The organism is Mucispirillum schaedleri ASF457, from assembly GCF_000487995.2.
In the GTDB taxonomy this organism is placed as follows: Bacteria; Chrysiogenota; Deferribacteres; order Deferribacterales; family Mucispirillaceae; genus Mucispirillum; species Mucispirillum schaedleri.
In genome coordinates this window covers 1,603,101-1,625,816 of record NZ_CP097562.1, presented here as the reverse complement: position 1 = coordinate 1,625,816, position 22,716 = coordinate 1,603,101, and the positions used below count along the sequence as shown (strand labels likewise).

Here is a 22,716-nt window from a genome sequence, read left to right as displayed (position 1 = left end):
TATAGAAAACGGTCTGCCACTAACATGGGCAAGACCCCGTTTTTTACAACTCAAGGACTTTCCAAGCGAGCAGCGATGGAATTAAAAGTCCGCAGCTGGATAAAATTTAAAAATAAAGGATAAATTAAATTTATCTGGGCTTTATATTATTTTTTCTTCATATAAATTATACATGTGCCTGCATTTTTCATTGTAAAATCTTCTGAGATTTTATTCAATGTTTCTGAGTGTCCAAGACACAGATAGCCCGGCTCTGTCAGCATATTATGGAAATTTTTAATTGTTCTTTGTTTACCATCCATATCAAAATAAATAAGAACATTACGGCAGAATATTACATCAACTTTTCCTATAAGGCTGGTAATTGTAGGGGTAGTAATATTGCCTGTATTAAAACGGACATGTCTTTTTATTTCATCTTTAATAAAATAACTTTGTCCTTGAACATCAAAGTTTCTCATAAAATCAGCAGGGACACCTCTGAAAGAAGCCTGCCTGTATTCGCCTTTTTTGGCTAATGCTACAACTTCAGAGTTAATATCTGTTGCAATAATATCTATTGATGCTTTATCAAATAAACCTGCATTTTTAAGAAGTATTGCAATAGAGTATGGCTCTTCACCTGTAGAGCATGGTGCTGACCATATTTTTATGCTTTTCTTTCCTGCCTTAATTAAATCAGGCACAATATTTGATACAAGATAATCAAGCTGACCCCGTTCCCTTAAAAAATAAGTTTCGTTAATTGTAACAAGGTTAATTAATGTATCAAGCTCCTGTCTTTTCTTAATATCATATTTTAAATAATAAATATAGTCTTTAAAAGTAGTAAAGTTAAGGTCTGCAAGCCTTTTTGACAACCTGTTTTCAAGCAGATATTTTTTGTTTTCTGCAAACATTATACCTGAATTTCTATAAATTACATCTTTTAACTCTACAAACTCTTGGTCATTAATTTTGATTGAACTTAAAAGCATAACACCTACTCTCCAATTTCACCAATGATATGCTCAAGGATATACTTATTAGTCTCATCTTTTAGTCTAGCTCTTAATAAGTTATCATAGCCCACTGGTTTCTGCTCAAGTATAATATTAACTGCTTTATACCTTACAAGCCAGCTTTCATCTTTATTAAACAACTTTATAGCAGCAGTTAATGCTACAGGACCATGCATAAGACTTAATGAATTTAATGCTTCTTTTCTTATATCCTCGTTTGTATCATCTAGTTTTGATAATAAAAACGAAGGGTCAACACCTTTACATTTTCCTAATACTTCTATGATTGCAAGCTTAACATTCTGTTCTACTTTATCATAATAGCTTTCAATTTTTTTGATTATGTTTTCATCTTCTATGCCAGCTAATGATTTAGCAGCGAAAAAGCCAACCCAGTTATCATTATCGCCAATTTTTTCAACCAGTATTGATGTAAACTCACCACTGCCGCGTCTTGATAAACCAGAAGCTGCTGCCTCTCTTAACTGTATAGAATTATCATCAAGTAAACCAAGTAATATTCTTCCAACACGCTCATCTTTAAACAATGCTATTTTCTTAGTAAGCTGGATGCGGACAGCTTCATCTTTTTCTTCATTCATTGCATTTGATAAATATTCAAATGCTTTCTCATCATTAATAAGTGATAAAGCATATATTGCAACAAGACGAATTCTAATATCACTGTCATGCAGATATTTAGCAAGTTTTTCAGAATCAGTATCATCTGAAAGCAATGCAATAGATGCAGCAGCCGCTTCAGAAATACCTATCTCTTTACTAGCAAGATAGCTGTAAAGCTGCTCTTTAGACTGAGTATCGCCTATCCATCCAAGCACTAATATAGCAGCTGATTTAACACTGGCTTCATTAGCATTAAGAGCTTTCCTGTATATTTCTAAGTTTTGATAATCCTGAGCTCTGCCCATAGTAAGTATTGCATATTCAACAAGCAGTGGGTTTCCACCATCTATAAGCTCTATAAGTTTGTTTTGTATATTATCATCATAGTTTGCTGCTAAATATTCTGAAACAGTGCCTGCTTTATCTGTATCTAAAAACCTTTCAAAAAGAGCATCAAGTGGATAAGATGCAAAATCATCTTTAATTACAAATAATTTTTGAAGATTAGTAGACTGCAGAACCTGTATTATATTGTCACATACATTTAAAAGTTCAATATTTATTTTCCTGACCATTGCTAATTTTTTTACAGCAACAAGCCCTGCTAAAAATTTGCTTTGTATATAGGAGCATTTATATAAATCAATACCTATCAATACAACTTCACTGTGTTCTTCAACAATATTGCACACTTCTGAAATATCAGATAAGTCGTTATCAGGGTTTATATGAGCTTTAAATACTCCATTTTTAATTTCGTATTGTAACTCAACCATAATCTTAACCTATTGCAGCTGCTTCTGTATCATAAATTTTAAATACTTTATCAAGTCCTGTAAAAGAAAACATTTCTCTAATATCTGAGTTCATATCACAAAGAGAAACTTCTTTTTTATTTTTACTTGCTGTTTTAAACAAGTCTATAATTTCTCTTAAACCAGATGAGTTCATATATACTACACTTTTAAAAGACAAAATAACAGAATCGCCTTTATTAAGCAGTGTATTTATTTCTGCTTTTACCTGTGCACCTGTCTGAGCATTAATTTCACCTTCAAGATAGGCTACATTTTTTCCATTTACATTTTTAACATTCATATCATATCCTCCTAATATTATTAATATGACTATTTATTTTTACTTTCCTTTTTATTCCGTTTAATTACAAGTATTGTAATATCATCTTCAAAAGGTGCACCTGCTGTAAAATCTTTAACATCTTCCATTACTTCCTTGATGAGACGCTCGGCAGGATAATCATTAAACATCATAAGTTTAGATACAAGTCTGTCATAACCATACTGCTCACGCTGGTTGTTCATAGCTTCAACTAACCCATCTGTATACATAAAAAATACATCACCTTCTTCTATATACCATTTCTTTTCTTCAAAACTTAAGCCCTCAAATGTTCCTAAAAACATACCAGATGCTGTTATTTTTTTTACAATAAACTCTGATGAATCAAAGAAAAGCACAGGATTATGACCTGCTGAGGCAAGATTAAACATACCATTATTAGTGTTTAATACTGCATAAAACATTGTAACAAAATCTTTTGTATGTATATTATCGCATAAAATATCATTAACCATAGTAAGAGCATCTGATGCAGAAATTACATCAAATGTATAGCTTCGCATTATAGCACGGGTTATTGCCATAATAACTGCTGCGGGTGTTCCATGACCTGATACATCTGCCACAACAAAACCACAGTAGTTATTACTCATTTGGATACAGTCATAATAGTCACCACCTGCCTGCTCTGCTGGAATATATGTAGCACCAAAATCATATCCGCTTACTTCAGGCAGCTTTTCAGGAAGCAGACTTTCTTGAATATGACCAACCTGTTTTAATTCTTCTTCTATTAATGCCTGAATTGTTTTTAATTTTTCATTCATGCGTAAAAGGTCTTTATTCATTATAGACATTTGACGCTGCTTTTCATTAATCTCATTCTGGCGTTCTTTTATATCATCAATTAACTTAATTTCTCTTGTTGTATCTCTTAAACTTTCAACAATATATTTATCAAATTTAGAAAACATTATTGTCATATGTTTATTATGTATATGCCTTAATGCTTTACTGTGATTTGTTTGAAAAGGGCAGTCTTTACAAGGTTCTTCAAAGCCATAAACATTATAACACTTTATCTTTTCAATATCTTTTTTTCCAAGCTGAGAAGTTTCTTTCAGTATTTTATTAATAGTTTTAATGTTATATTCATCATCAACTATCATAATCCCATGAGCCATATTATCAATAGCTTTTTCTAAAAATGTTATTTCATGGTCCATAATATTTTTTTCATGGGTTAATCTGAAATTATTTGCTTTTGATTCTTTCGTTGAATGGGTTAATTTCAAACGCTCTCTTTCTATATCTGTAATATCAATTAAAGAAGATACATATAAATCATCAGATATACGGGTAAAAGCAGCACGGGTAAATATTCTTTCCCCTTTATAAGTAATAATATCTTTTATAAGTACTTTTGTGCCAGAAAAATTTTTATCTTCATCAATAGGACAGTTTTTGCATGGTTTATTATATCCATGTATAACATTATAACATTTTTTATTCAGTATTTCATCTGGATGCTTGCCAGAAACAAAAGAAATCCTGCCGTTTGCAAATTTAATATTAAATTCACTGTCAACTGCTATAATGTATGAATCAAGACCATCAAAAAGTCTTGTTAATGTGTTTAAGTCCATATACCCACTCTGTAATATACTTCTTTTGCTTATTTCATAATTACTTGATTATACAAAAAAGAATTTTATTTTACAATAGTAAAATTTTTTTATTTTTATCAGCTTTCTTAACTAACAGGACAAATGTTACACTTTTAGTAAAAAATAAATCTTAACTTAATATAAATCAAGCAATAATTTATTTTCAATAACAATCTCATATGGAGATTTAAAATTTAAGCATGTTTTAGCAGTATTATTATATCTATCTTCATGCTGTTTAAGAGCCTTAATTAATTCATCTTTGGAATAGAATTTATTATTTGCATATAAAATTTTTCCATCCTCTCTATGACTTCTTTCCACCTTTCCATTCTGCCAAGGTGAATAAGGTCTTATTCGTTTAATAGTATATCCTTTCTTTTCAGCTGTCTCTTCAAAATAGCTTTTCTTGTTTGTAACTTCCTTATCATTTACAAACTCATAGCCATTATCCACTTGAATTGTTTTTAGTGGAAAGCCAAATTTACTTTCCAGTTCGTCTAAAAACTTACCTGTTTCAAATGTGCTTTTTTCTTCTACTATTTCTAATACTCTCATTCTGCTGTATTCATCTATCGCTGTTATCTGATAATATTTTTTACCATAGCTGGAAAACATTATACATTCCTGTGGAACATATTTTATATCTATCTGAACCTTGTCGCCTATATACTGACCTGTTATTGGTTCATATCTTGTATAGCTCTTTTTTGACTTGTTTAATGACTTTAAGCCTTTCTTCCTTATCTGCATACACATACTGCCAAAACTACGATTATAACCAATTTCTAGAAGTCTGACATATACCTCCGCATTACCATACAAACCATGCTCGGCATATGTGTTAAATATTAAATCAAGCTCTTCTTTACTATGCTTATTTGGACTGTTTCTTGGTCTACGACTTTTAAAAGATAAACTCTGAACTGTTCCATCATATTTCTTTAAATGCCTGTATACAAACATACGGTTCACTTGATATTTGCGGGCTGCTTTCGTTGCTCCTTTTTTTAATGCATACTCACATAACCGTTGACGAAATCGCATTTCTTCTGTTATTATCACTTTATTCATTGTGATACCTCTTAGTTTAGTTTAGTTTTTTGCTTAATTTTATACTATATACTAAGAGGTATTTTTTTATACTTATTTTTGTAACATATGTCTCATAATCTTACAAAAATTTTTTTATTTTTATCAGCTTAAATAATGGATAATACATATATTGGCATAATAATTATTTTATTATTAATTATATTTTTAAAAAATTCATGATTTTATCTGGTAAATTTTAATACAATCATTATAAAAATAGAAGCGACGCTAAATACTGCTGCATACATTATTAATTTTAATGCTACCTTTTCAGAAGTAAACATAAGGTCTGATTTATAGTTTGAAATCTCTTCATCAACACTGTCAAGTTTACTCATAATTTCTTCTATAACTTCTCTGTTTTTCTTTAAATCATCTTCTGCTTCATATTCAATAACATTGCCTATATATATTATTGTATATTCAATTAAAGAAAAAAGAGCATTTCTTAAATATACAAACTGATATGTAAAAGTATAATAAGGTGTTTTTAAAAGCTCTGGAAGCAGGTCATACTGTATTTTTTTAAGACGCTCTCTTGACTGAGCAGGTATGTCATTAATATCCGGTATTCTGTCTATTTCATTTAACACTCTGCGGATAAGTTTATAATATTGAGACGCAAGCTCTGGAACTGCACTTGTTTTAAGTTTAATTTCCCGTCTTGTTACTTTATTTGCCTTTAAAAAATTTTTAATTAATACCATAGCTGACGGCACTTTTACTTTTTTACGCTTACGCACCACTTTTATAGAGCGTTTCATATCTATGGCTATTAATGTTTCTACTATTTCATCTGTTCCAAAAACAAAATGGTTAGAGCCTTCTAATACCTCTTTTTCTTCAGGTCCCATTTGACCATTTGTAAAAAAGAAAAGACGGGTAACATTTTCGTCATTCATTGTTCTAAGAACATCTGTTGTAATGTATGGGTCTAATATCTCTCCCGGTTTTACAACTTCTATCCATACAACTGCTGACTGGTCTTCACGGCTTTGATATGACCATATTTCTATGCGGCGTTTATTTTCTATATCTTTTACTGTTCTGTGAAGTGAGTAGTTAAAATCACCCATAACTTCACTGACAAAATTATAAAATTCTGTAAGTTTAATGTTATAGAGCTGTTCATACCTAGCTTTGCGTTCTGAATCCATATATCTCTACTCGTCTGTTTTTAAGGCTGCCTTTTTTACTGTTTTTTTCTAATGGGTAGCCGGTGCCTAAACCTATTGTCCTTATTTTATCGGCATTATATCCTTTTTCAATAAGCAGTTTTTTTATATGGTCTGCTCTTAAATATGACAACTCATAGTTATTGCTGTATGTAGCATGTCTGCCTACTGCAACATCATCTGCATTTCCAAAAAGCACATAGTTTTTGTCTTTTGGCAGGCTGTCAAATAATTTTGATATGTCATCATTAAATATTGGTGATACATTTCCAAGCTGAAAATGTATTGTTAATATTAATTCTAAATCTTTTGATGTAGGAACAAGGTTTAAGTTATCTGCCACATTTTTATTGCCGCTTTCTTTTGAAACAATAATGCGGCTTTCTTCTTCCAGCTCTTTTGCTGCAGGTATCTCTATGGCATCTTCAAGCTCTATTTTGTTTGGGATTTCTGTTTTTATATAGTCAGTAGAAAGAGTATATTCATCTTTCACCCTTTCTTTTATCAGTTTTACACCAATAACAGTCCAGCCATTTAAAGCCACATTATCATAAGCTTCCTGTTCTGTCATAGCCATTACAGTCATTGTTGTAATCACTTTTGATAAATTATTTTCAATTTTGACTTCATACATATTCTGCTCCTCGTAAGTAGCAGCATATAGATTATCTCCACCAATAATATGGTTTTTTTGGTATACTGCGAGGAACAGGATTGTGAACAAGACTATTACTGTTATTTTCTTCAAGGTTATAATCCTTTAATGCCTGATCCATTTTTTCATCAGGATATGTAGCAATTACTTTAAGGTCATATATTACATCATAGCCGCCATTATAATATAAAAAAGCATCAGGCGGCAGTTTTGATGCAGTTTGAAAATGAGTTGCTGCAGTGGTTACTTCATATACATAAACCCTTGCTGCAGCAACTTTAACTAATAATATTAATAATATTACAACAGCAAAACTAACCGTTGTTATTTTTTTGCGAGATAAGCTCATCAATTTTATCCAGCAGCAGCTGCTGATTTATAGGCTTTGATATAAATGCATTCACACCAGAAGTAGTGAGTTTTTTCTTATCCGATGGCTCCATTCTAGCGGATATTGCAATTATAGGCATATCATAACCTTTTTCTCTCATACTGCGTGCAAGTCTGAAACCATCCATATCTGGCATCATAATATCACTGATTACTAAATCTATACTGTTGTCTTTGCTAAGAATATTCAGTGCATCTTTACCAGATGGTGCTTCAATTGTTTCTATCCAGTCCTGAGACTCAAGAACTTTTTTAGTAATTTTTCTGTCTGTTGAAGAATCATCACATATTAATACTTTAACTGCATTTGTTTTCTTAGATACAGACTGAATACTAGAGCGTTTATTTGATGAAAGTTTTTTAGTGTTTCTAATTCTTCTAGGCATATTTTGTGCAACTTCAATTACACCAGCCACATCTAAAATTAATCTAACACGACCATCACCAGTAATAGTTGCACCTGCAATACCAGGGTTTCCGCCTAAGTAATCGCCAAGAGATTTAATAACTATCTCTTCCTGACCAATTAACTTATCAACAATAAATCCTAACTGTTTTTCTGCTAATGCAACGACTACTACATATATTTCGTCCTGCTCAAGCTCATCAAGAGCAAATGCTTCATCAAGTCTGACAAGAGATAATACTCTGTCTCTTAATTTTAATACTTCCCTGCCTTCAAATGAGTGGATTTCTTCATTTGTAATGCGAACAGTTTCAACAACTGATGCAAGAGGTATAGCAAATGTTTCACCTGCAACTTCAACAAGAAGTGCTTGAATAATAGCAAGTGTTAACGGAAGTTTTAAATAGAATATTGAACCCTCATTTATTTTAGAATCAATAGTAATAATACCATTTAATTTTTCAATATTTGTGCGAACAACATCCATACCAACACCGCGGCCTGAAATGTTTGTAATTTTTTCAGCAGTAGAAAAGCCTGCTTTAAAAATCAATGAAAAAGCCTGTTTATCATCCATACTGTTTGCTTCTTCAACAGTAATGACACCTTTTTCTATAGCTTTTCGTTTTAGTTTATCAGGGTCCATACCAGCACCGTCGTCTTTTATTTCAATAACGACATGGTTACCTTCATGGTATGCTGATAAATTAACTGTTCCCATTCTTGGTTTGCCTTTTGCAAGACGGGCTTCAGGAGTTTCTACACCATGGTCGCAGGAGTTTCTAATCATGTGTAAAAGCGGGTCACCAATAGATTCAATAACCTGTTTATCAAGCTCTGTTTCTTCACCTGATATGATTAACTCTATCTCTTTACCAGTATCTCTTGCAATATCACGAACAACTCGTGGGAATTTATTAAATACTTTACCTATTGCAATCATTCTTGTTTTCATAATTGCAAGCTGTAGTTCTGTAGTATTCATACCTATTGAGTTTGTAGCCACTAAAAGCTGTTCAACAAGATATTCATTTTCAAACTTATTCTCAAGTTCACCAGCAATTTGAGAAAGCATATTTCTGCTTAAAACAAGCTCACCAACTAAGTTTACAAGGGAGTCTAAACGGCTTACATCAACACGAATTGTCTGTTCTACCTGAGTTGCCTGATGAGTAGTTTTTGCTGCTTCCTGTTTAGGGGCTGCCTGAGGTTTTGGTGCAGGAGCAGGTGCTGCCGCCTTAGCTGCCTGTGCTGGTTGAGCTGCCGGAGCTGCTTTTGCTCTTGCAGTAAGTTTGCCCTCACTTGCCAGTTTCAAATTTTCAATAACAGAGGAGCAGTCTGCACTATCTGTGCCGTTTTCAATATCATTGATAATTTGTTTTGTTTTATCTACAAATTCTAAAAGAGTATCCATAATCTCACGAGTAACTACCATTTCACTTTTACGGAGTTTATTTAATATATCTTCAGCATGGTGAGTCAACTCTGCCAGTTTAGTAAACCCAAGAAATGAAGATGAACCTTTCATTGTGTGGGCACCACGGAAGATTTTGTTTAAAAGCTCCAAATCATTTTGGTTGCTTTCAAGCTCTACAAGGTCATGGTCTAAATTTTCAATTATTTCATTAGTTTCAACTAAAAAGTCCTGAACTAATTCCTGCATATCATCATTATTCATATATTCACCTGCTTTCCTTATACACCAAATTCTTTAAGGAGTCTATCAACTAAATCTTGGTCTTGCAATATTTCTTTAGTATCTTTAAATTTATCTAAAACATCAACATCTATAACATTCTGCTTAATACCCAGTTTTATTAAAACAGATGCCAGTTTTTCTTCTAATGAGTTTACTACTTTTATGCTTTCATTAATCTTAGATTTAGTTACTTCTTTAAACTCTAAGGAAGAAACTATATCGCAGCATATATCTTGACCTTGAATAGCACACTCTGACAGCCTGTCAATCATACCGCCAGCACGCGCATAATCCCCTGATGTTATAAACTGCCTAACAAGCTCAAGATTTTCCTTAATATCATCAATATTAAAGTTTATCTTATCTACAAATGCCAGAACATCTTCTGATGCACTTTTAGAATCATTAATTACACCGTTAAGCACTTTTTCAAAAGCAGGCAAATCGCTGTATGCCCCTTCTATAGCTGATGAAACAGTCTGTAATTTTTTTAATGAATCATTAAAATACTGAGCTATATCATAAAGCTCACTTTCAGGCTCAACAGTAACATCTACAACATCATATTTGCCTTCATTAATGTTGCGTGCTATGCTCAATAATTCATTCAGGTCTTTGAACTCGCTCATTTTATAAATCCAGTAATTTAAATACCTTTTCTTGTAATGTTTCAGGGGTAAAAGGTTTTACAACATAGTTATTTACACCGCTGCGTAATGCTGTTAAAATATCTTCTTTTGCAGCTTCTGTTGTAATCATTAAAATAGGTAAATCTTTATACTCATCTTTTGCACGAACAGCTTTAACAAATGTAAGTCCATCCATTTCAGGCATATTCCAGTCTGTAACAATCATATCTACTTTATTTTTAGACATGACTTCCAGAGCTTCTACACCATTTCCTGCTTCGAGTATTGTTTCAAAACCAAGCTTTTGAAGAGTATTTTTAATAATTCTTCTCATTGTAGAAGAATCATCAACAGTAATTATTGATTGTTCGTAACCCATTTAAACCTCCGCAATTATAGGTTAGTATCCTTTATATTTATTCATTATTTTTAAATATGTCAATCTTTTAATTTTCTAATTCTTTCTGCCTTGCTGACAATCTCTTTAATTCTAAAACCAAAATAGCCATCAACAATAACAACTTCCCCTCTTGCAATCACCTTGTCATTAATTGCAAGTTCAATAGGGTCATCAGCATTTTGCTCTAATTCCACAATGTTTCCTGGTCCTAATCCTAAAATATCTTTTAAAAATAATTTAGCACTGCCCATTCTTACACTTATAGGTATATCAATATCCAGCAGCAAATCAAGATTTTTCGGTGTATTGCCGCTGCTTTCTGCAGGGGGTTCATCATCAAATGATATGCCTGCATTTCCAAGCAGAGCTTCAATACTGCCGTCATTAATTAAATTGCCATCATCCTGACCGCCCAATTTTCCTTCAATATTTGTATCACATACAAACCTGAAATTTAACTCTGCACCATCAACATCACCTGCTAAATCTATACAGTAGTATTCAGCACATTGAAAAAGAGCTGATGATGTATTTTTAATAACATCTTCACTTTTAAATGAAAACTTGTTAGTAAATGCTTCCTCAAATGGAACATTTAAACTGCTGAGCAGTTGAGAAGTTAATTCCTGCACTGCATCTTTTGTATCATCATCTATTTCGTCTTTACTTTCGCCGTCACCTGCAAGCATAAAGTCTGCAAGTTTTGTAATATCTCTTGTTCTAAAAAGCAGCCCTGTTTCATAATCGCCATTATCTTCTTTTGAAACAACAAGTGTTTCATTTTCATAAGCAGCAAACAGTGTATCTGCATCACATTTTACCATCTCACTAAGAGATAAATTTACTGTTCTAGAGCTTATGGCTGATAAAGAAGATGCAAATGTAGAAACAATAAGCCCTGAAAACTTTTCTAAGCCGGGGCTGTTAATAAAATTAACCGTTTCTGTCATCATCCTGCTCCGTAGTTGCTCTTGTTATCTTGATAGCTTTTTTTATACCAAGAATACCCAAAGCTCCAAAAAATTTCTGTTTATTACTAATATATATATTTAAAGGGCGTTTTGCTTTTTTACTGAGAATAACTGTATCGTTTTCTCTTAAATTAAGTATTTCCCCTATTTTTAATTTTGTTCTGCCAAGCTCTACAATTAATGGCACATTAATATTTTCAAGCAGCTCTAATATGCGGGATTCATATTCACCTGACCTGCCTTTTTTTGCTCCAATAAGCCAGTCCTGAGAGCTTATTTTATTAAGTATTGGCTCTAAAATAAGTGCTGGAAGACAAATATTCATCATACCAGTAGCCTCACCAAACTTAACCTCAAATACTACAAGCACAACTACTTCATTTTGTGCAACAATTTGTATGACATGCGGACTGTTTTCACTTAACTCTTTTTTAAGCCTTACATTTGGAATAATCTGTTTCCATACATCTTCCAAATCTTTTAAAATAAGTGTAATAATACTGTCTATAATAGTCATTTCCAAAGGCGTAAGCTCTCGCACATGGAAAAGCGGCAGCCCCTGCCCGCCTAAAAGCTTATCTACTATTGGAAAGATAAGTGACGGGTTAATCTCTAAAACAGCATTGCCTTGTAAAGGTATCATAGAGATAATATTAAAGCTTGTTGGGTCAGGCAGTGACATAAGGAATTCACCATAAGTCATCTGGTCAACACCCACAAGAGAAATATCTGTTATTGTCCTTAAAAAACTTGATAAATTTGAGCTGAAGTTTCTTGCAAACTTATCATGCAGGTTTCTAATAGAACGAAGCTGCTCTTTTGAAACCCTGTCTGGCCGTCTAAAATCATATACAGATATTTTTTTCGGGACAAAATCAGGGGCAAAGTCATCAAAATCATCACCACTATCGCCACCGCTTCCTTCGCCTGCTGGTTCATCTGAAACAGTTGATAACAGAGCATCAATTTCATCCTGACTTAATATATCAGCCATTAATCACCTTTATATAAGCACTAATTTACTTCTAAACTAGGCACTTATGTCATTATATTACAATTATTTTATGACAATAGTCAATTAAATATTTTATTTACCAGTTTATTTAACCTTATTAACAAGTTTATTCAGCTTGATTAATAAATTTATTTAACATGGTAGGAAATTCTTGCAGCTATTTCATCAAGCGGAACAATTTCATCTGCAATACCAGCTTCAACAACTGCTCTTGGCATACCATACACAATACATGTTGGTTCATCTTGTGCAATAATTGTGCCACCCATTCTTTTAAGATTAGTTAAACCTTTGCAGCCGTCGCTTCCCATACCTGTCATAATAACACCTAAACACTCTTTGCCGTATAATTCTGCAATAGAATCAACCATTACATCAACTCCGGGAATGTTAAATACATTGCTAGGCTCTGTTGAAAGCTCTGTATAAACAGATGGTCCAACTTTTTTAAATTTTAAATGGTATCCACCTTTTGCAATATATACCACATTTGGCTCTAATTTTTCTTTTCCTTGAGCCTCTACTACTTCTACTTTAGATAAAGTATTAAGTCTTGAAGCAAGAGACTGTGTAAAGTTTGGCGGCATGTGCTGAGTAACAACAACAGGCACTCCTAAATCAGCAGGAAGTAATGGAATAACTCTTTGCAGCGACTGTGGACCGCCAGTTGATGTGCCAAGTGCTACAATTCTTTTTATACCTGTTTTATTTACAACAACTCTTTTTGAGCCATCAGTATTGCCACTTTGAGCAGTATGAGCAAATGGTGTTTGAACATTTGGAGTATGAGATGCAAGTGTCCCTGATAATTTATATGACGGAGTTTGATGAGACTGGGAAGAGCTTGAATGAGAGAAAAGCCTTAAAACCCCTTTATTTCTTGCAAATTTTCTAATTTTATCTTTTAAGCCTTTCTCAATATCTGCTCCGCCAAATGACTGAGAATCTTTTGTCATAAAATCAACAGCACCTAAATCTAATGCTTTTAATGTAGCATCTGCCCCTTCTTTTGTAAGCGAGCTTACCATAATCACAGGTGTCGGATTTTTTTTCATAATCATTTCTAAGGCTGTAATACCATCCATTGTAGGCATCTCTATATCCATGGTAATAACATCTGGGTGAAACTGCTCTGCCATTTCAACACCTTCTTTACCATTTTTAGCAAGCCCTACTATTTCAATATCTGGTTCACCTGAAAGTAAAGACTCTAGTGCCTTTCTCATAAAAATAGAATCATCTACAATTAAGACTTTTATTTTATTCATAAATATCTTTTAGCCTCCTTTTTAACTTCTGTGTAGCTGATGTATGAATTTGTGATACTCTTGATTCTGTAATATTTAAAACTTCTGCAACCTCTTTCATTGTAAGCTCTTCATAATAATAAAGAGTGACTACCTGACGCTCTTTTTCAGAAAGTTTATCTATTTCTTCTGCCATTCTTTCTATAAGATTAGTTTTCATAACTTCATCTTCTGGCGTTAGTCCAGTGCTTCTTACGAAATCTACAAGGCTTGTATCGTCTCCGTCACCAACAGTTTCATCTAATGATAACATTTTTTCATTTTCTTGTAAACCCATAAGACGATAAATGTCTTCTTCACTGTATTCAGTGTTATCTATTATTTCCTGAACTGTTGGTTTTCTTCCAAGTTTTCCTGCCAGCTCATTAACAGCTGCATCAAGGGCTTTTAATCTTGTTCTAACATTTCTAGGCAGAAAATCCAGATTGCGTAAAGAATCTAATATAGCACCTTTTATTCGTCTTTCTGCAAAAGTGCTGAAACTAATATTGCGGCTTTTGTCAAATCTATCCATTGCTTCTATTAAACCAATAGAAGCAGCAGAAAAAAGGTCATCAACTTCAACACTGTCTGGCAGTGTCCCTTTAAGTCTGATTGTCCATGACTTTATCTTAGGCAGAAATTCCGCTACAATATTCTGCTTTTCTTCTTCACTAAACTTTTCCACCTACTGCTCCTGAATTAAAGGATTTTCCAATAGTTTTTAAGTATTCTTGTAAGACTGTTTGTTAATACTTTTACCACATAATAAACTATAAAAAATAAAACAATATCTCTTGCAAAATATGTTACTTTCAAGTCTGGCACTAAAAGTATTTTAAATAAAAACGATGCCATCATAACAACAGATGCGATTAATATAGGATAATATTTAAGAGATGTAATCATTTAAATACTCCTTTAAATAAATCATAAACATTGGCACTTTTTTGTTTTTCTACAGGTGCTCCTATAAAGCGTCTGGCACAGTCCTGTATATCTTTTGAGAATGCTGTTTTTGGGTCTAATATACTTACAGGTTTTTGAGCCCTGATAGCTTTACGAACATTTTTATCATCACGAAGATGACCTAAAAGACGCAAATCCATACTTAAAAATTTAGATGCAACATTTTTAAGGCTTGCAAAAACATTGTCTGAATTTTGTATATCATCTACCCTGTTAAAAACAACATTAACAAGTTTAATATCATAAGTCTGCTTAATAACTTTCATAAAAGCATAAGCATCAGTTATAGCAGTAGGCTCAGGCTGAGTTACAACAATTATTGTATCTGAAATTGAGCTGAACCTGACAACAGCATCAGAAATACCCGCACCAGTATCAAATATTATAAAATCATATCTGTCATCAAGAGTAATAAAAATATTAAATATTTTATCAAAATCTTCATCTGATAAATGAGCAAGTTCCATAAAACCGCTTGATGCTGGAAAAACATCAAAACCGTAAATATTCTTTTTTAAAATATCATCAATAGTTGCTCTGCCTTCTAAATATTTTTTTATTGTAGCTGTAACTGATAAAGATAACATAATATCCACATTAGCAAGACCTAAGTCTGCATCAAATACAAGAACTTTCTTGCCAAGATTTGCCAGCTGGCATGCAAAGTTAACTGTAAAGTTAGTTTTACCAACACCGCCTTTTCCACTGGATACGGAAATATAATGGCTGTTTCTGTTAGCTTCCCATGCTCTTCTTCTCAAAGTAAATGCCTGATCTGTCATTTGTCGCTCCATAAAGTAGGTATTTCCTGTAACATTCTCTTAGCAATTTTCCTGCCATCTGGTATTTCCATATCATCAGGCACATTCTGACCTGTTGTAACAAGCAAAAGCGGCAGCTTCTTTTTTACAGGAATGTTTATAAGCGGTCCAAAATATTTCGTTTCGTCCAGCTTTGTAAAAATAAGATAATCTGGCTCTAAAACCTCATATCTTTCAAATGTATCATAAAGCTCTATATGGTTTGATGCCATAGAAAGCACTAATGTCGTAGTTATGCGGGAATCTATTTTTAAAAAATCTCTAATGCCTGTTATCTGACCTGTATCAAACTGACCACGCCCCATAGAATCTATTAATACACTGTCATATTTATCTTTCACTTTTGCAACAACACGCAAAAGCTCTTCAGGACTTGTGGCAACATAAAGGGGAAGATTAACTATTTCAGCATAAGTTTTCAACTGCTCAACAGCACCTATTCTAAAATTATCAACTGTAATAAGGCATACTTTTTTGCCGTATTTTAATGTCATAGTAGCTGCAATTTTTGCAATAGTTGTAGTTTTGCCAACACCTGTTGGACCTGCAAGAGCCACTATTTTATTAATCATAACATCATAATAGTTTTTCTCAACAGGTATAAGCTCTGCAAGTTTATCTACTGCTATGCTTTTTATCTGAGCAGATGTTGCCTCTTTTCCCTCAATTCTTGCTTCAATATCTTTTAATAACCTGTAAGAAATTATATCATCTACACCATTTTTAATAAACAGTGCATGATAATCTTTTAATTTTGCAGGTAAATCTATAACTATGTTATCGGCTATATTGCTCTGCATATTAGCAAGCTGTTTTTTTATATCGCCTATATCTTCAAGCAAATCAGTAAATTTATCAAGCCCTACTGCCTTTATTACAGCAGCCATTCTTTCTGCATTTAATTCTGCCTGAGTTTTAGCCTGCTCCTGCTGTTTTTTTACATCCTGCTTGTCATTTTCTTCATACTTATGATACTTTGTATGTTTTTTAGGTGCAGGCTCAATATATTCTTCTTCATGCCTTGGCATATATGCTGCAGGTATTTCATCATCTTCTATCTGCTGCCTTTTTCTAACAGGCGGTGCATAAAAAGGCTCATCATCTATAATACCAGCTTCTGCCATAGCTTCCGCCAGATAATCATCATTCATATCATAAGTGTTTTGATACTTCTGATTAATATAAGGTCCATAAGATATACTTGGTGCTGACTGTTTTTTCACAGGCTTTGCTGCATGCTGCTGAGTTTCTGCATATACTGGGCGTTTAACTGACTGTTTTTTAGCTGTTTTAGATGTATAAGCAGATGGATAGCTTTCATATCCATATCCACCGCCTTGAGCAGACTGTTTCTGCCTGCTAAGAGCAATACCGTCATATTCTACTGCTGCTGTAACCTCTAAAACAGGGCGGGCAAAAAGTCCAAAATTATTGCTTTTCATCACTTTGCGTGTAGATAAAATAACAGCATCAGGACCTAAATCCTCTTTTATCATACGCAGTGCTTCTTTCATATCTGATACTTCATATTTTTTTATCTTCATATAAAGATAAAACTCCTTTTTAGGATGCTGCCGCCCCTTTTATACAATATTTCAGTATATAGTATAGATTAATAAATTAAGAAATGCAACAACTAGAAATGATTTTCACAAAATTTCTTTTATGTAAATCACTTGCATATTTATTATAAGTATATAAAAATGAAAGTTTCTTTATACTAATTAGTCTCTGTATATATTCTTTTTTGATTTTTTAAGCTGTATTAAACCATCTGCGGAATAAATTATAAGCCCTGCCCATATTAAGACAAATGTAAGCAGCATATTTGCACTAAAATACTCATTATACACAAATACTCCCAGCAAAAAGACTATTGTTGGTGTAATATACTGCAAAATACCAAGTGTGCTTAAATGCAGCACTTTTGCACTGTATGAAAAACCAAGCAGCGGAAGTGTAGTTACCACTCCACCGCATACAAGCATAAAAGTAATAAAATAATCTCCCTTTAAAACTGCACTTTCGCCTGTTGAAATAAGATATAAGACATATATTGCAGAAGGCACTGATATAATTAATGTTTCTATAAAAAGTCCTGTTAATGCACTAGCCGGCACAAGTTTTTTAATAATGCCGTATGTGCAGAAAGTAATTGCATAAAATAGAGCAATATATGGCACCTGCCCATACACTGCAATCATATAAATAACACCTGATAATGCTAAAAAAACAGATAATTTTTGATACTTGTTTAATGCAGCTTTAAATATAATGGCTGATGCTGCCACATTAAAAAGTGGAGTAATATAGTTACCCATACTGCTTTCTAAAATTCTGTCATGAGCAACTGCCCATATAAAAAGACCCCAGTTGCCTGCAATTAATATGCTTGATAATATTAATGGAAGTATATTTTTAGGATTTTTCAAAATGGCAGCAGCTTCCCCAGCTTTTTTAGTTACAAGCACTAAAACAGCAGTTAAAACTAAGCTCCATACAGCACGGTGTGCTACAACCTCTAAAGGATTTACACTTGAAAGCTGGTGCCAGTATATGACTAATACACCCCAGATTAAAAAAGAGAAAAAAGCAGTAATAAATGCAAATGTTTTCTTATCCATAAAAGCAAAAACCTGTTTAAAACTTAATAATATCAGAGTAGAAATATTATGATAACTTTTTACAGTTTCTAAAAAAATTCGCAATTTTAATTGTAACTTATCATACAAATTCTTTGCTTCTGCTTAGAATAGACAATTATACAAGGTGTTTTAAAAAATAAATACTGCTTTATGTCCTACTGAACCATCTAGGCGAAGTATCTAGATTATTAAAATGCAGCAGACATAAGCAGGTATCCACAATGATTACAACTTAAATTTTAGAAACTGTAAACTATAACAGTATCTAACTTTTTATTTTATTTAGCAAGCATTTTTATTCATTTTTTTAAAAGAAATATATTTATTTTCGCTTCATTTTCTTTACAAGCTCTTTATCTTCTTTTGATGCCCTGTTTGATTCTCTAATTTTTTGAAGTGCCTTGTTATATGTAAAATCATCAAGACTGTTATTATTAAGATATGATAATGTATAATCTCTGTATTTTATAAACATAACAGATATAAGCCATGCTGCAGCCATTTGAGTATAATATTTGTCAAAATTTTCTGTTTCAAGTATTTCTTTGATTTTATCCAGATAGTCTTCCCTTAAAAAATTAAAAAGCATAACTATCATAAACCTTGTTTCATATTCATTTTTAGAATATCTGTATTTCATTATAAAATCATAGACTAAATGTAACTCATCATCCTTACATTTCAGTGTTGATACTAAAACATCACAACCTGACCAGTCATATATTTCAGGAACATATTTTTCAAGATAAGCAAATTTTTCTTCCAGTGAAAATTTAGAAGACAATATTACAATGCCTTTAAGCAGAAATTCTTCATGGGTTTCTATATTATAATTATCAAGAAAATATTTTGTATCGCCTTTTGCTATTTCTTTTGCCAGCTTTCTCATATAAGGTATGCGGACACCTGTTATATTTTTCACATCAGGTGATGTTTTTGCAAAATGTTCAGCATTAGCCCTGTCTTGAGCCTGCTGCATTTTTAATTTTATTTCATCTAAATTCATAAAAATAACCACAAAAAAATATAAGCGGTATAATCTTAACTTATACCGCTTAATTTTAGCTGTTTTATTTGCCAAGCAGCTCTTTATAAACTTTGCCGCTTTCTTCTAATATTTTTGCATGAAGACTGTTGCCATGAGCATCCATTGTAACAATTACCGGAAAATCTTCCACATCAACCACCCAAAAAGCCTCAGGTGTGCCAAATTCTTCCATCATGAAAACTTTTTCCACTTTTTTAACTCTTGAAGCTGTTAAAGAGCCTGAACCACCTATTGCATGCAGATATACTGCACCATGCTCTTTCAAACCTGCAAGAGTTTTAGGACCCATACCACCTTTTCCTATTACTGCACGAACTCCATATTCGCCTATAACAGTGCTTTGGTATGGCTCTTCCCTAGATGAAGTTGTTGGACCTGCTGATACAAAAGACCATTCGCCTTTTGCATCCTGCTTAACAACTGGACCACAGTGATAAATTACTGCATCTTTTAGATATTCTCTTATAAAATCAGGTCTTTCTTCCACCATTAATTTATGAGCAGCATCTCTTGCTGTAACTATTCTGCCTGAAAGTAATACAGAATCACCTACTTTGAATGATTTTATAGTTTCTTCTGATATTGGTGTAGTAATTTTAAGCATAAGTCACCTCGCCGTCTTTAATAGTCATCATTTTTCTTCTGTTTGCCCAGCACATATAAGCAATAGAAACATAGAATGTAGCAGGATGACGGTGCTGATAGCCAATAAACACTTCAAGTGCTGTAGTTTTACCGCCAAAACCCATAGGACCTATGCCTAATTTATTTATATCTTTTAATACATTTTCTTCTAATGCTGCAATTTCAGGGTCAATATTCCTTTCACCCATTTTTCTAAAAAGCTGCTCTTTTGCAAGAATATGTGATAATGCTCTATCTCCGCCTATACCAACACCAATAATACCAGGTGCACAGCCTTGACCTTGTGCATTATAAATTGCATCAATAATGCACTTTCTTACACCTTTTAAATCTCTGCCTGCTCCAAGAGTAATGTCTGGAAGTCTGTATTGTGTGCCGCAGTTTTCGCAGCCGCCGCCTTTCTGCATAAAGCGTATGCGGGTATAGTCTTTATCCCACTGATGAAAGTGGATATATGGAGCATTTGTCCCAGTATTATTACCACTATTTTTTCCTGTAACAGGGTCCACAGCATTTGGACGAAGATATTGTTTTGCAGTAGCAACTTTCACAGCTTCTCCAATTGCATCAATATATACTTTTTCTTCTCCACCAGCTTTATAGTCTACATAAAATATTAATGCACCAGTATCCTGACATATTGGTGTAGACTGCTGCCTTGCAAGCTTTATATTTTCAACAATAGTATTCAAAGCATTTTTTGCAGGGCTGCCCTCATCTTCTTTTGCAGCAGCATCAATTATTGCTTTTTCTACATCTGCAGAAAGATTTGTTGACGACAAGCGAATCATTTCTAAAATCTGTGTTTTCAGCTCCATATATCCCTCTCTATAATTTATTGCTTTATTCTTCTAATTATAACACTAATTTATTATTTATTCAAGTATCTTTCATTATTTATACTTAAAATATATGTTTTTGCAAGGCTTGATAAATATATATTTTAAATGTATTATCAACAGGTTCTTTAATATAAAAAAAATATTTTTACTTTTTTTAATTTTTTATTAGACTATTTTGATAAGTTGGATTAATATAGTAGTTGCAATCAGAAAATATTTCTAAAATAAAATTGCATTATATTAAAAGTCTAAAAGGAGGCTTATTCTATGGAATTTAAAAGACCTAAAATCGCTCTTATTGGCGGTGGACAAATCGGCGGAGTAATGGCTCAAATTATTGCTAAAAGGGAGCTTGGCGATGTTGTTATGCTTGACATCGTTGAAAACTTACCACAAGGTAAAACATTAGATATTTCTGAGGCTTCTAAAACTGACCATTTTGATGTTTCTGTTACTGGTACAAATGATTATAAAGATATTGAAGGTGCAGGTGTTGTTATTGTTACATCAGGTGTGCCAAGAAAACCTGGTATGAGCCGTGACGACCTTTTAGGCATAAACTCAGGCATTATTAAAACTGTTGGTGAAAATATTAAAAAACATGCACCAGATGCTTATGTTATTATTATTTCAAACCCACTTGATGCAATGGTTACTCTTATGCGTCAAGTTACAGGTTTTCCTGCAAATAGAGTTTTAGGGCAGGCTGGTGTTCTTGATTCTTCTCGTTTTGCTTCTTTTATTGCATGGGAATTAGGTATTTCTGTTAAAGATGTAAGTGCATTAGTTTTAGGCGGCCACGGCGATACTATGGTTCCACTTATCAGATATGCAAATGTTGCTGGTATCCCTGCTCTTGAACTTTTTGAACGCAAATACGGCAGCAAAGAAAAAGCTAAAGAAGTTATGGATAAAATAGTTGAAAGAACAGCAAAAGCAGGCGGCGAAGTTGTTGCATTATTAAAAACAGGCTCTGCTTTCTATTCCCCTGCTGCTTCAGCTATTGAAATGGCAGAAGCTATTATTAAAGACCAAAAAAGAGTTTTAGCAGTTTGTGCATACCTTGACGGCGAATATGGCGTTAATGGATACTATGTAGGTGTTCCTGCAGTTCTTGGTGGAAAAGGTGTAGAAAAAATTATTGAATTGACTTTAAATGATGAAGAACAGGCTCTTTTTGATAACTCTGTTAATGCTGTTAAAACATTAATAGAAGATATGAAAAAATTAAACCTTTTATAAAATAACTGGGCTGCTTTAAGCAGCCCTATATTATATGTCCTAACTATTACTTTGTTATTCAGACCATACTGATACAGAAAGGCGAAGTAGATAAAAAACAGATATTTTAAATATATCATACATTACTGCAATATATGTAACTTAGATTTTTCGCCTTTAAAATCAGGCTCAAAATGAACTAATAAATTTATATTAAAAAATTCATCCCTGAATTTTTTAAATCATGCTCTGCCGAAACAAGTTCGTCTATCGCTCACTAAAGACGGCTCGTCATGAGCCTGCTGCCATGTCTTACTGAGCTTGATTTTTAAGCGAAGTATCTAAAAATGGTAGATATTTTAAACATATTATACATTACTGCAATATATATAATTTAGATTTTTCACCTTTAAAATCAACCTCAAAATGAAC

The 22,716-nt window shown here is 32.9% G+C and carries 23 protein-coding genes; 1 reads left to right on the top strand and 22 read right to left on the bottom strand.

Features of this window, described 5'->3' with window-relative positions:
- Window positions 1–146: 146 nt before the first annotated feature.
- From N508_RS07685 to N508_RS07580, 22 genes are all read right to left on the bottom strand, one after another.
- Complete coding sequence (locus N508_RS07685) at window positions 147–977, bottom strand: CheR family methyltransferase (RefSeq protein WP_023275841.1); 831 nt, start codon at window positions 975–977, stop codon at window positions 147–149.
- Window positions 978–982: 5 nt separating this feature from the next.
- Window positions 983–2,401, bottom strand: a complete 1,419-nt coding sequence (locus tag N508_RS07680) for a HEAT repeat domain-containing protein (protein ID WP_023275840.1) — start codon at window positions 2,399–2,401, stop codon at window positions 983–985.
- 4 nt (window positions 2,402–2,405) lie between these two features.
- Complete coding sequence (locus N508_RS07675; RefSeq protein ID WP_023275839.1) at window positions 2,406–2,723, bottom strand: STAS domain-containing protein; 318 nt, start codon at window positions 2,721–2,723, stop codon at window positions 2,406–2,408.
- A gap of 29 nt (window positions 2,724–2,752) precedes the next feature.
- On the bottom strand, window positions 2,753–4,351 hold the full coding sequence (locus N508_RS07670; protein ID WP_023275838.1) for a PP2C family protein-serine/threonine phosphatase: 1,599 nt from the start codon (window positions 4,349–4,351) through the stop codon (window positions 2,753–2,755).
- A 156-nt stretch (window positions 4,352–4,507) separates the two neighbouring features.
- Window positions 4,508–5,446, bottom strand: a complete 939-nt coding sequence (locus tag N508_RS07665) for a DDE-type integrase/transposase/recombinase (protein ID WP_023274862.1) — start codon at window positions 5,444–5,446, stop codon at window positions 4,508–4,510.
- Window positions 5,447–5,649: 203 nt separating this feature from the next.
- Window positions 5,650–6,624 (bottom strand): hypothetical protein, encoded by a 975-nt coding sequence (locus tag N508_RS07660; RefSeq protein ID WP_023275837.1) that lies wholly within the window; start codon window positions 6,622–6,624, stop codon window positions 5,650–5,652.
- Window positions 6,602–7,276, bottom strand: coding sequence for an OmpA family protein (locus N508_RS07655; protein WP_023275836.1), 675 nt, complete (start codon window positions 7,274–7,276; stop codon window positions 6,602–6,604). Before N508_RS07655 ends, N508_RS07660 begins: the two co-directional genes overlap by 23 nt.
- Window positions 7,277–7,307: 31 nt before the next feature.
- Window positions 7,308–7,646 carry a hypothetical protein gene (locus N508_RS07650; protein WP_023275835.1) on the bottom strand — a complete coding sequence of 113 codons (339 nt, stop codon included), beginning with the start codon at window positions 7,644–7,646 and terminating at the stop codon, window positions 7,308–7,310.
- The gene (locus N508_RS07645) at window positions 7,612–9,771 is read right to left on the bottom strand and encodes a hybrid sensor histidine kinase/response regulator (protein ID WP_023275834.1); all 2,160 of its coding nucleotides are present in this window, start codon (window positions 9,769–9,771) and stop codon (window positions 7,612–7,614) included. Before N508_RS07645 ends, N508_RS07650 begins: the two co-directional genes overlap by 35 nt.
- Before the next feature lie 17 nt (window positions 9,772–9,788).
- Window positions 9,789–10,421: a hypothetical protein gene (locus N508_RS07640; RefSeq protein ID WP_023275833.1), complete on the bottom strand. Its 633-nt coding sequence runs from the start codon at window positions 10,419–10,421 to the stop codon at window positions 9,789–9,791.
- Window position 10,422: 1 nt separating this feature from the next.
- The gene (locus N508_RS07635; protein ID WP_023275832.1) at window positions 10,423–10,800 is read right to left on the bottom strand and encodes a response regulator; all 378 of its coding nucleotides are present in this window, start codon (window positions 10,798–10,800) and stop codon (window positions 10,423–10,425) included.
- 59 nt (window positions 10,801–10,859) lie between these two features.
- On the bottom strand, window positions 10,860–11,774 hold the full coding sequence (locus N508_RS07630; RefSeq protein ID WP_081700797.1) for a FliM/FliN family flagellar motor switch protein: 915 nt from the start codon (window positions 11,772–11,774) through the stop codon (window positions 10,860–10,862).
- A complete protein-coding gene (fliM, locus tag N508_RS07625; protein WP_023275830.1) occupies window positions 11,755–12,786 on the bottom strand; it encodes a flagellar motor switch protein FliM in 1,032 nt (343 codons plus the stop codon). The genes N508_RS07630 and fliM overlap by 20 nt, the downstream gene beginning before the upstream one ends.
- Before the next feature lie 149 nt (window positions 12,787–12,935).
- Window positions 12,936–14,075, bottom strand: coding sequence for a protein-glutamate methylesterase/protein-glutamine glutaminase (locus tag N508_RS07620; RefSeq protein ID WP_023275829.1), 1,140 nt, complete (start codon window positions 14,073–14,075; stop codon window positions 12,936–12,938).
- A complete protein-coding gene (locus N508_RS07615; RefSeq protein WP_023275828.1) occupies window positions 14,068–14,781 on the bottom strand; it encodes a sigma-70 family RNA polymerase sigma factor in 714 nt (237 codons plus the stop codon). Before N508_RS07615 ends, N508_RS07620 begins: the two co-directional genes overlap by 8 nt.
- A 14-nt stretch (window positions 14,782–14,795) precedes the next feature.
- Entirely contained in the window at window positions 14,796–15,002 is a 207-nt protein-coding gene (locus N508_RS07610; RefSeq protein ID WP_023275827.1) for a hypothetical protein, read from the bottom strand.
- Entirely contained in the window at window positions 14,999–15,844 is an 846-nt protein-coding gene (locus tag N508_RS07605; protein ID WP_023275826.1) for a MinD/ParA family protein, read from the bottom strand. Before N508_RS07605 ends, N508_RS07610 begins: the two co-directional genes overlap by 4 nt.
- Entirely contained in the window at window positions 15,841–17,427 is a 1,587-nt protein-coding gene (locus N508_RS07600) for a flagellar biosynthesis protein FlhF (protein WP_023275825.1), read from the bottom strand. Before N508_RS07600 ends, N508_RS07605 begins: the two co-directional genes overlap by 4 nt.
- 180 nt (window positions 17,428–17,607) lie before the next feature.
- On the bottom strand, window positions 17,608–18,507 hold the full coding sequence (gene rarD, locus N508_RS07595; protein ID WP_023275824.1) for an EamA family transporter RarD: 900 nt from the start codon (window positions 18,505–18,507) through the stop codon (window positions 17,608–17,610).
- A 343-nt stretch (window positions 18,508–18,850) separates the two neighbouring features.
- Window positions 18,851–19,534, bottom strand: a complete 684-nt coding sequence (locus tag N508_RS07590) for a DNA alkylation repair protein (protein ID WP_023275823.1) — start codon at window positions 19,532–19,534, stop codon at window positions 18,851–18,853.
- A 64-nt stretch (window positions 19,535–19,598) separates the two neighbouring features.
- Window positions 19,599–20,180, bottom strand: a complete 582-nt coding sequence (locus N508_RS07585) for a FumA C-terminus/TtdB family hydratase beta subunit (RefSeq protein WP_023275822.1) — start codon at window positions 20,178–20,180, stop codon at window positions 19,599–19,601.
- Entirely contained in the window at window positions 20,173–21,039 is an 867-nt protein-coding gene (locus N508_RS07580; protein WP_023275821.1) for a fumarate hydratase, read from the bottom strand. The genes N508_RS07585 and N508_RS07580 overlap by 8 nt, the downstream gene beginning before the upstream one ends.
- 291 nt (window positions 21,040–21,330) lie before the next feature.
- On the opposite strand from N508_RS07580, the gene mdh reads away from it, so the two are divergent.
- Complete coding sequence (gene mdh / locus N508_RS07575; RefSeq protein WP_023275820.1) at window positions 21,331–22,305, top strand: malate dehydrogenase; 975 nt, start codon at window positions 21,331–21,333, stop codon at window positions 22,303–22,305.
- Window positions 22,306–22,716 lie beyond the last annotated feature (411 nt).

What these genes read in the sequence shown, in the direction of transcription:
- N508_RS07685 (WP_023275841.1), bottom strand. Translation starts at nt 977, where the DNA reads ATGCTTTTAAGTTCAATCAAAATTAATGACCAAGAGTTTGTAGAGTTA.
- N508_RS07680 (WP_023275840.1), bottom strand. Translation starts at nt 2,401, where the DNA reads ATGGTTGAGTTACAATACGAAATTAAAAATGGAGTATTTAAAGCTCAT.
- N508_RS07675 (WP_023275839.1), bottom strand. Translation starts at nt 2,723, where the DNA reads ATGAATGTTAAAAATGTAAATGGAAAAAATGTAGCCTATCTTGAAGGT.
- N508_RS07670 (WP_023275838.1), bottom strand. Translation starts at nt 4,351, where the DNA reads ATGGACTTAAACACATTAACAAGACTTTTTGATGGTCTTGATTCATAC.
- N508_RS07665 (WP_023274862.1), bottom strand. Translation starts at nt 5,446, where the DNA reads ATGAATAAAGTGATAATAACAGAAGAAATGCGATTTCGTCAACGGTTA.
- N508_RS07660 (WP_023275837.1), bottom strand. Translation starts at nt 6,624, where the DNA reads ATGGATTCAGAACGCAAAGCTAGGTATGAACAGCTCTATAACATTAAA.
- N508_RS07655 (WP_023275836.1), bottom strand. Translation starts at nt 7,276, where the DNA reads ATGTATGAAGTCAAAATTGAAAATAATTTATCAAAAGTGATTACAACA.
- N508_RS07650 (WP_023275835.1), bottom strand. Translation starts at nt 7,646, where the DNA reads ATGAGCTTATCTCGCAAAAAAATAACAACGGTTAGTTTTGCTGTTGTA.
- N508_RS07645 (WP_023275834.1), bottom strand. Translation starts at nt 9,771, where the DNA reads ATGAATAATGATGATATGCAGGAATTAGTTCAGGACTTTTTAGTTGAA.
- N508_RS07640 (WP_023275833.1), bottom strand. Translation starts at nt 10,421, where the DNA reads ATGAGCGAGTTCAAAGACCTGAATGAATTATTGAGCATAGCACGCAAC.
- N508_RS07635 (WP_023275832.1), bottom strand. Translation starts at nt 10,800, where the DNA reads ATGGGTTACGAACAATCAATAATTACTGTTGATGATTCTTCTACAATG.
- N508_RS07630 (WP_081700797.1), bottom strand. Translation starts at nt 11,774, where the DNA reads ATGATGACAGAAACGGTTAATTTTATTAACAGCCCCGGCTTAGAAAAG.
- fliM (WP_023275830.1), bottom strand. Translation starts at nt 12,786, where the DNA reads ATGGCTGATATATTAAGTCAGGATGAAATTGATGCTCTGTTATCAACT.
- N508_RS07620 (WP_023275829.1), bottom strand. Translation starts at nt 14,075, where the DNA reads ATGAATAAAATAAAAGTCTTAATTGTAGATGATTCTATTTTTATGAGA.
- N508_RS07610 (WP_023275827.1), bottom strand. Translation starts at nt 15,002, where the DNA reads ATGATTACATCTCTTAAATATTATCCTATATTAATCGCATCTGTTGTT.
- N508_RS07605 (WP_023275826.1), bottom strand. Translation starts at nt 15,844, where the DNA reads ATGACAGATCAGGCATTTACTTTGAGAAGAAGAGCATGGGAAGCTAAC.
- N508_RS07600 (WP_023275825.1), bottom strand. Translation starts at nt 17,427, where the DNA reads ATGAAGATAAAAAAATATGAAGTATCAGATATGAAAGAAGCACTGCGT.
- rarD (WP_023275824.1), bottom strand. Translation starts at nt 18,507, where the DNA reads ATGGATAAGAAAACATTTGCATTTATTACTGCTTTTTTCTCTTTTTTA.
- N508_RS07590 (WP_023275823.1), bottom strand. Translation starts at nt 19,534, where the DNA reads ATGAATTTAGATGAAATAAAATTAAAAATGCAGCAGGCTCAAGACAGG.
- N508_RS07585 (WP_023275822.1), bottom strand. Translation starts at nt 20,180, where the DNA reads ATGCTTAAAATTACTACACCAATATCAGAAGAAACTATAAAATCATTC.
- N508_RS07580 (WP_023275821.1), bottom strand. Translation starts at nt 21,039, where the DNA reads ATGGAGCTGAAAACACAGATTTTAGAAATGATTCGCTTGTCGTCAACA.
- mdh (WP_023275820.1), top strand. Translation starts at nt 21,331, where the DNA reads ATGGAATTTAAAAGACCTAAAATCGCTCTTATTGGCGGTGGACAAATC.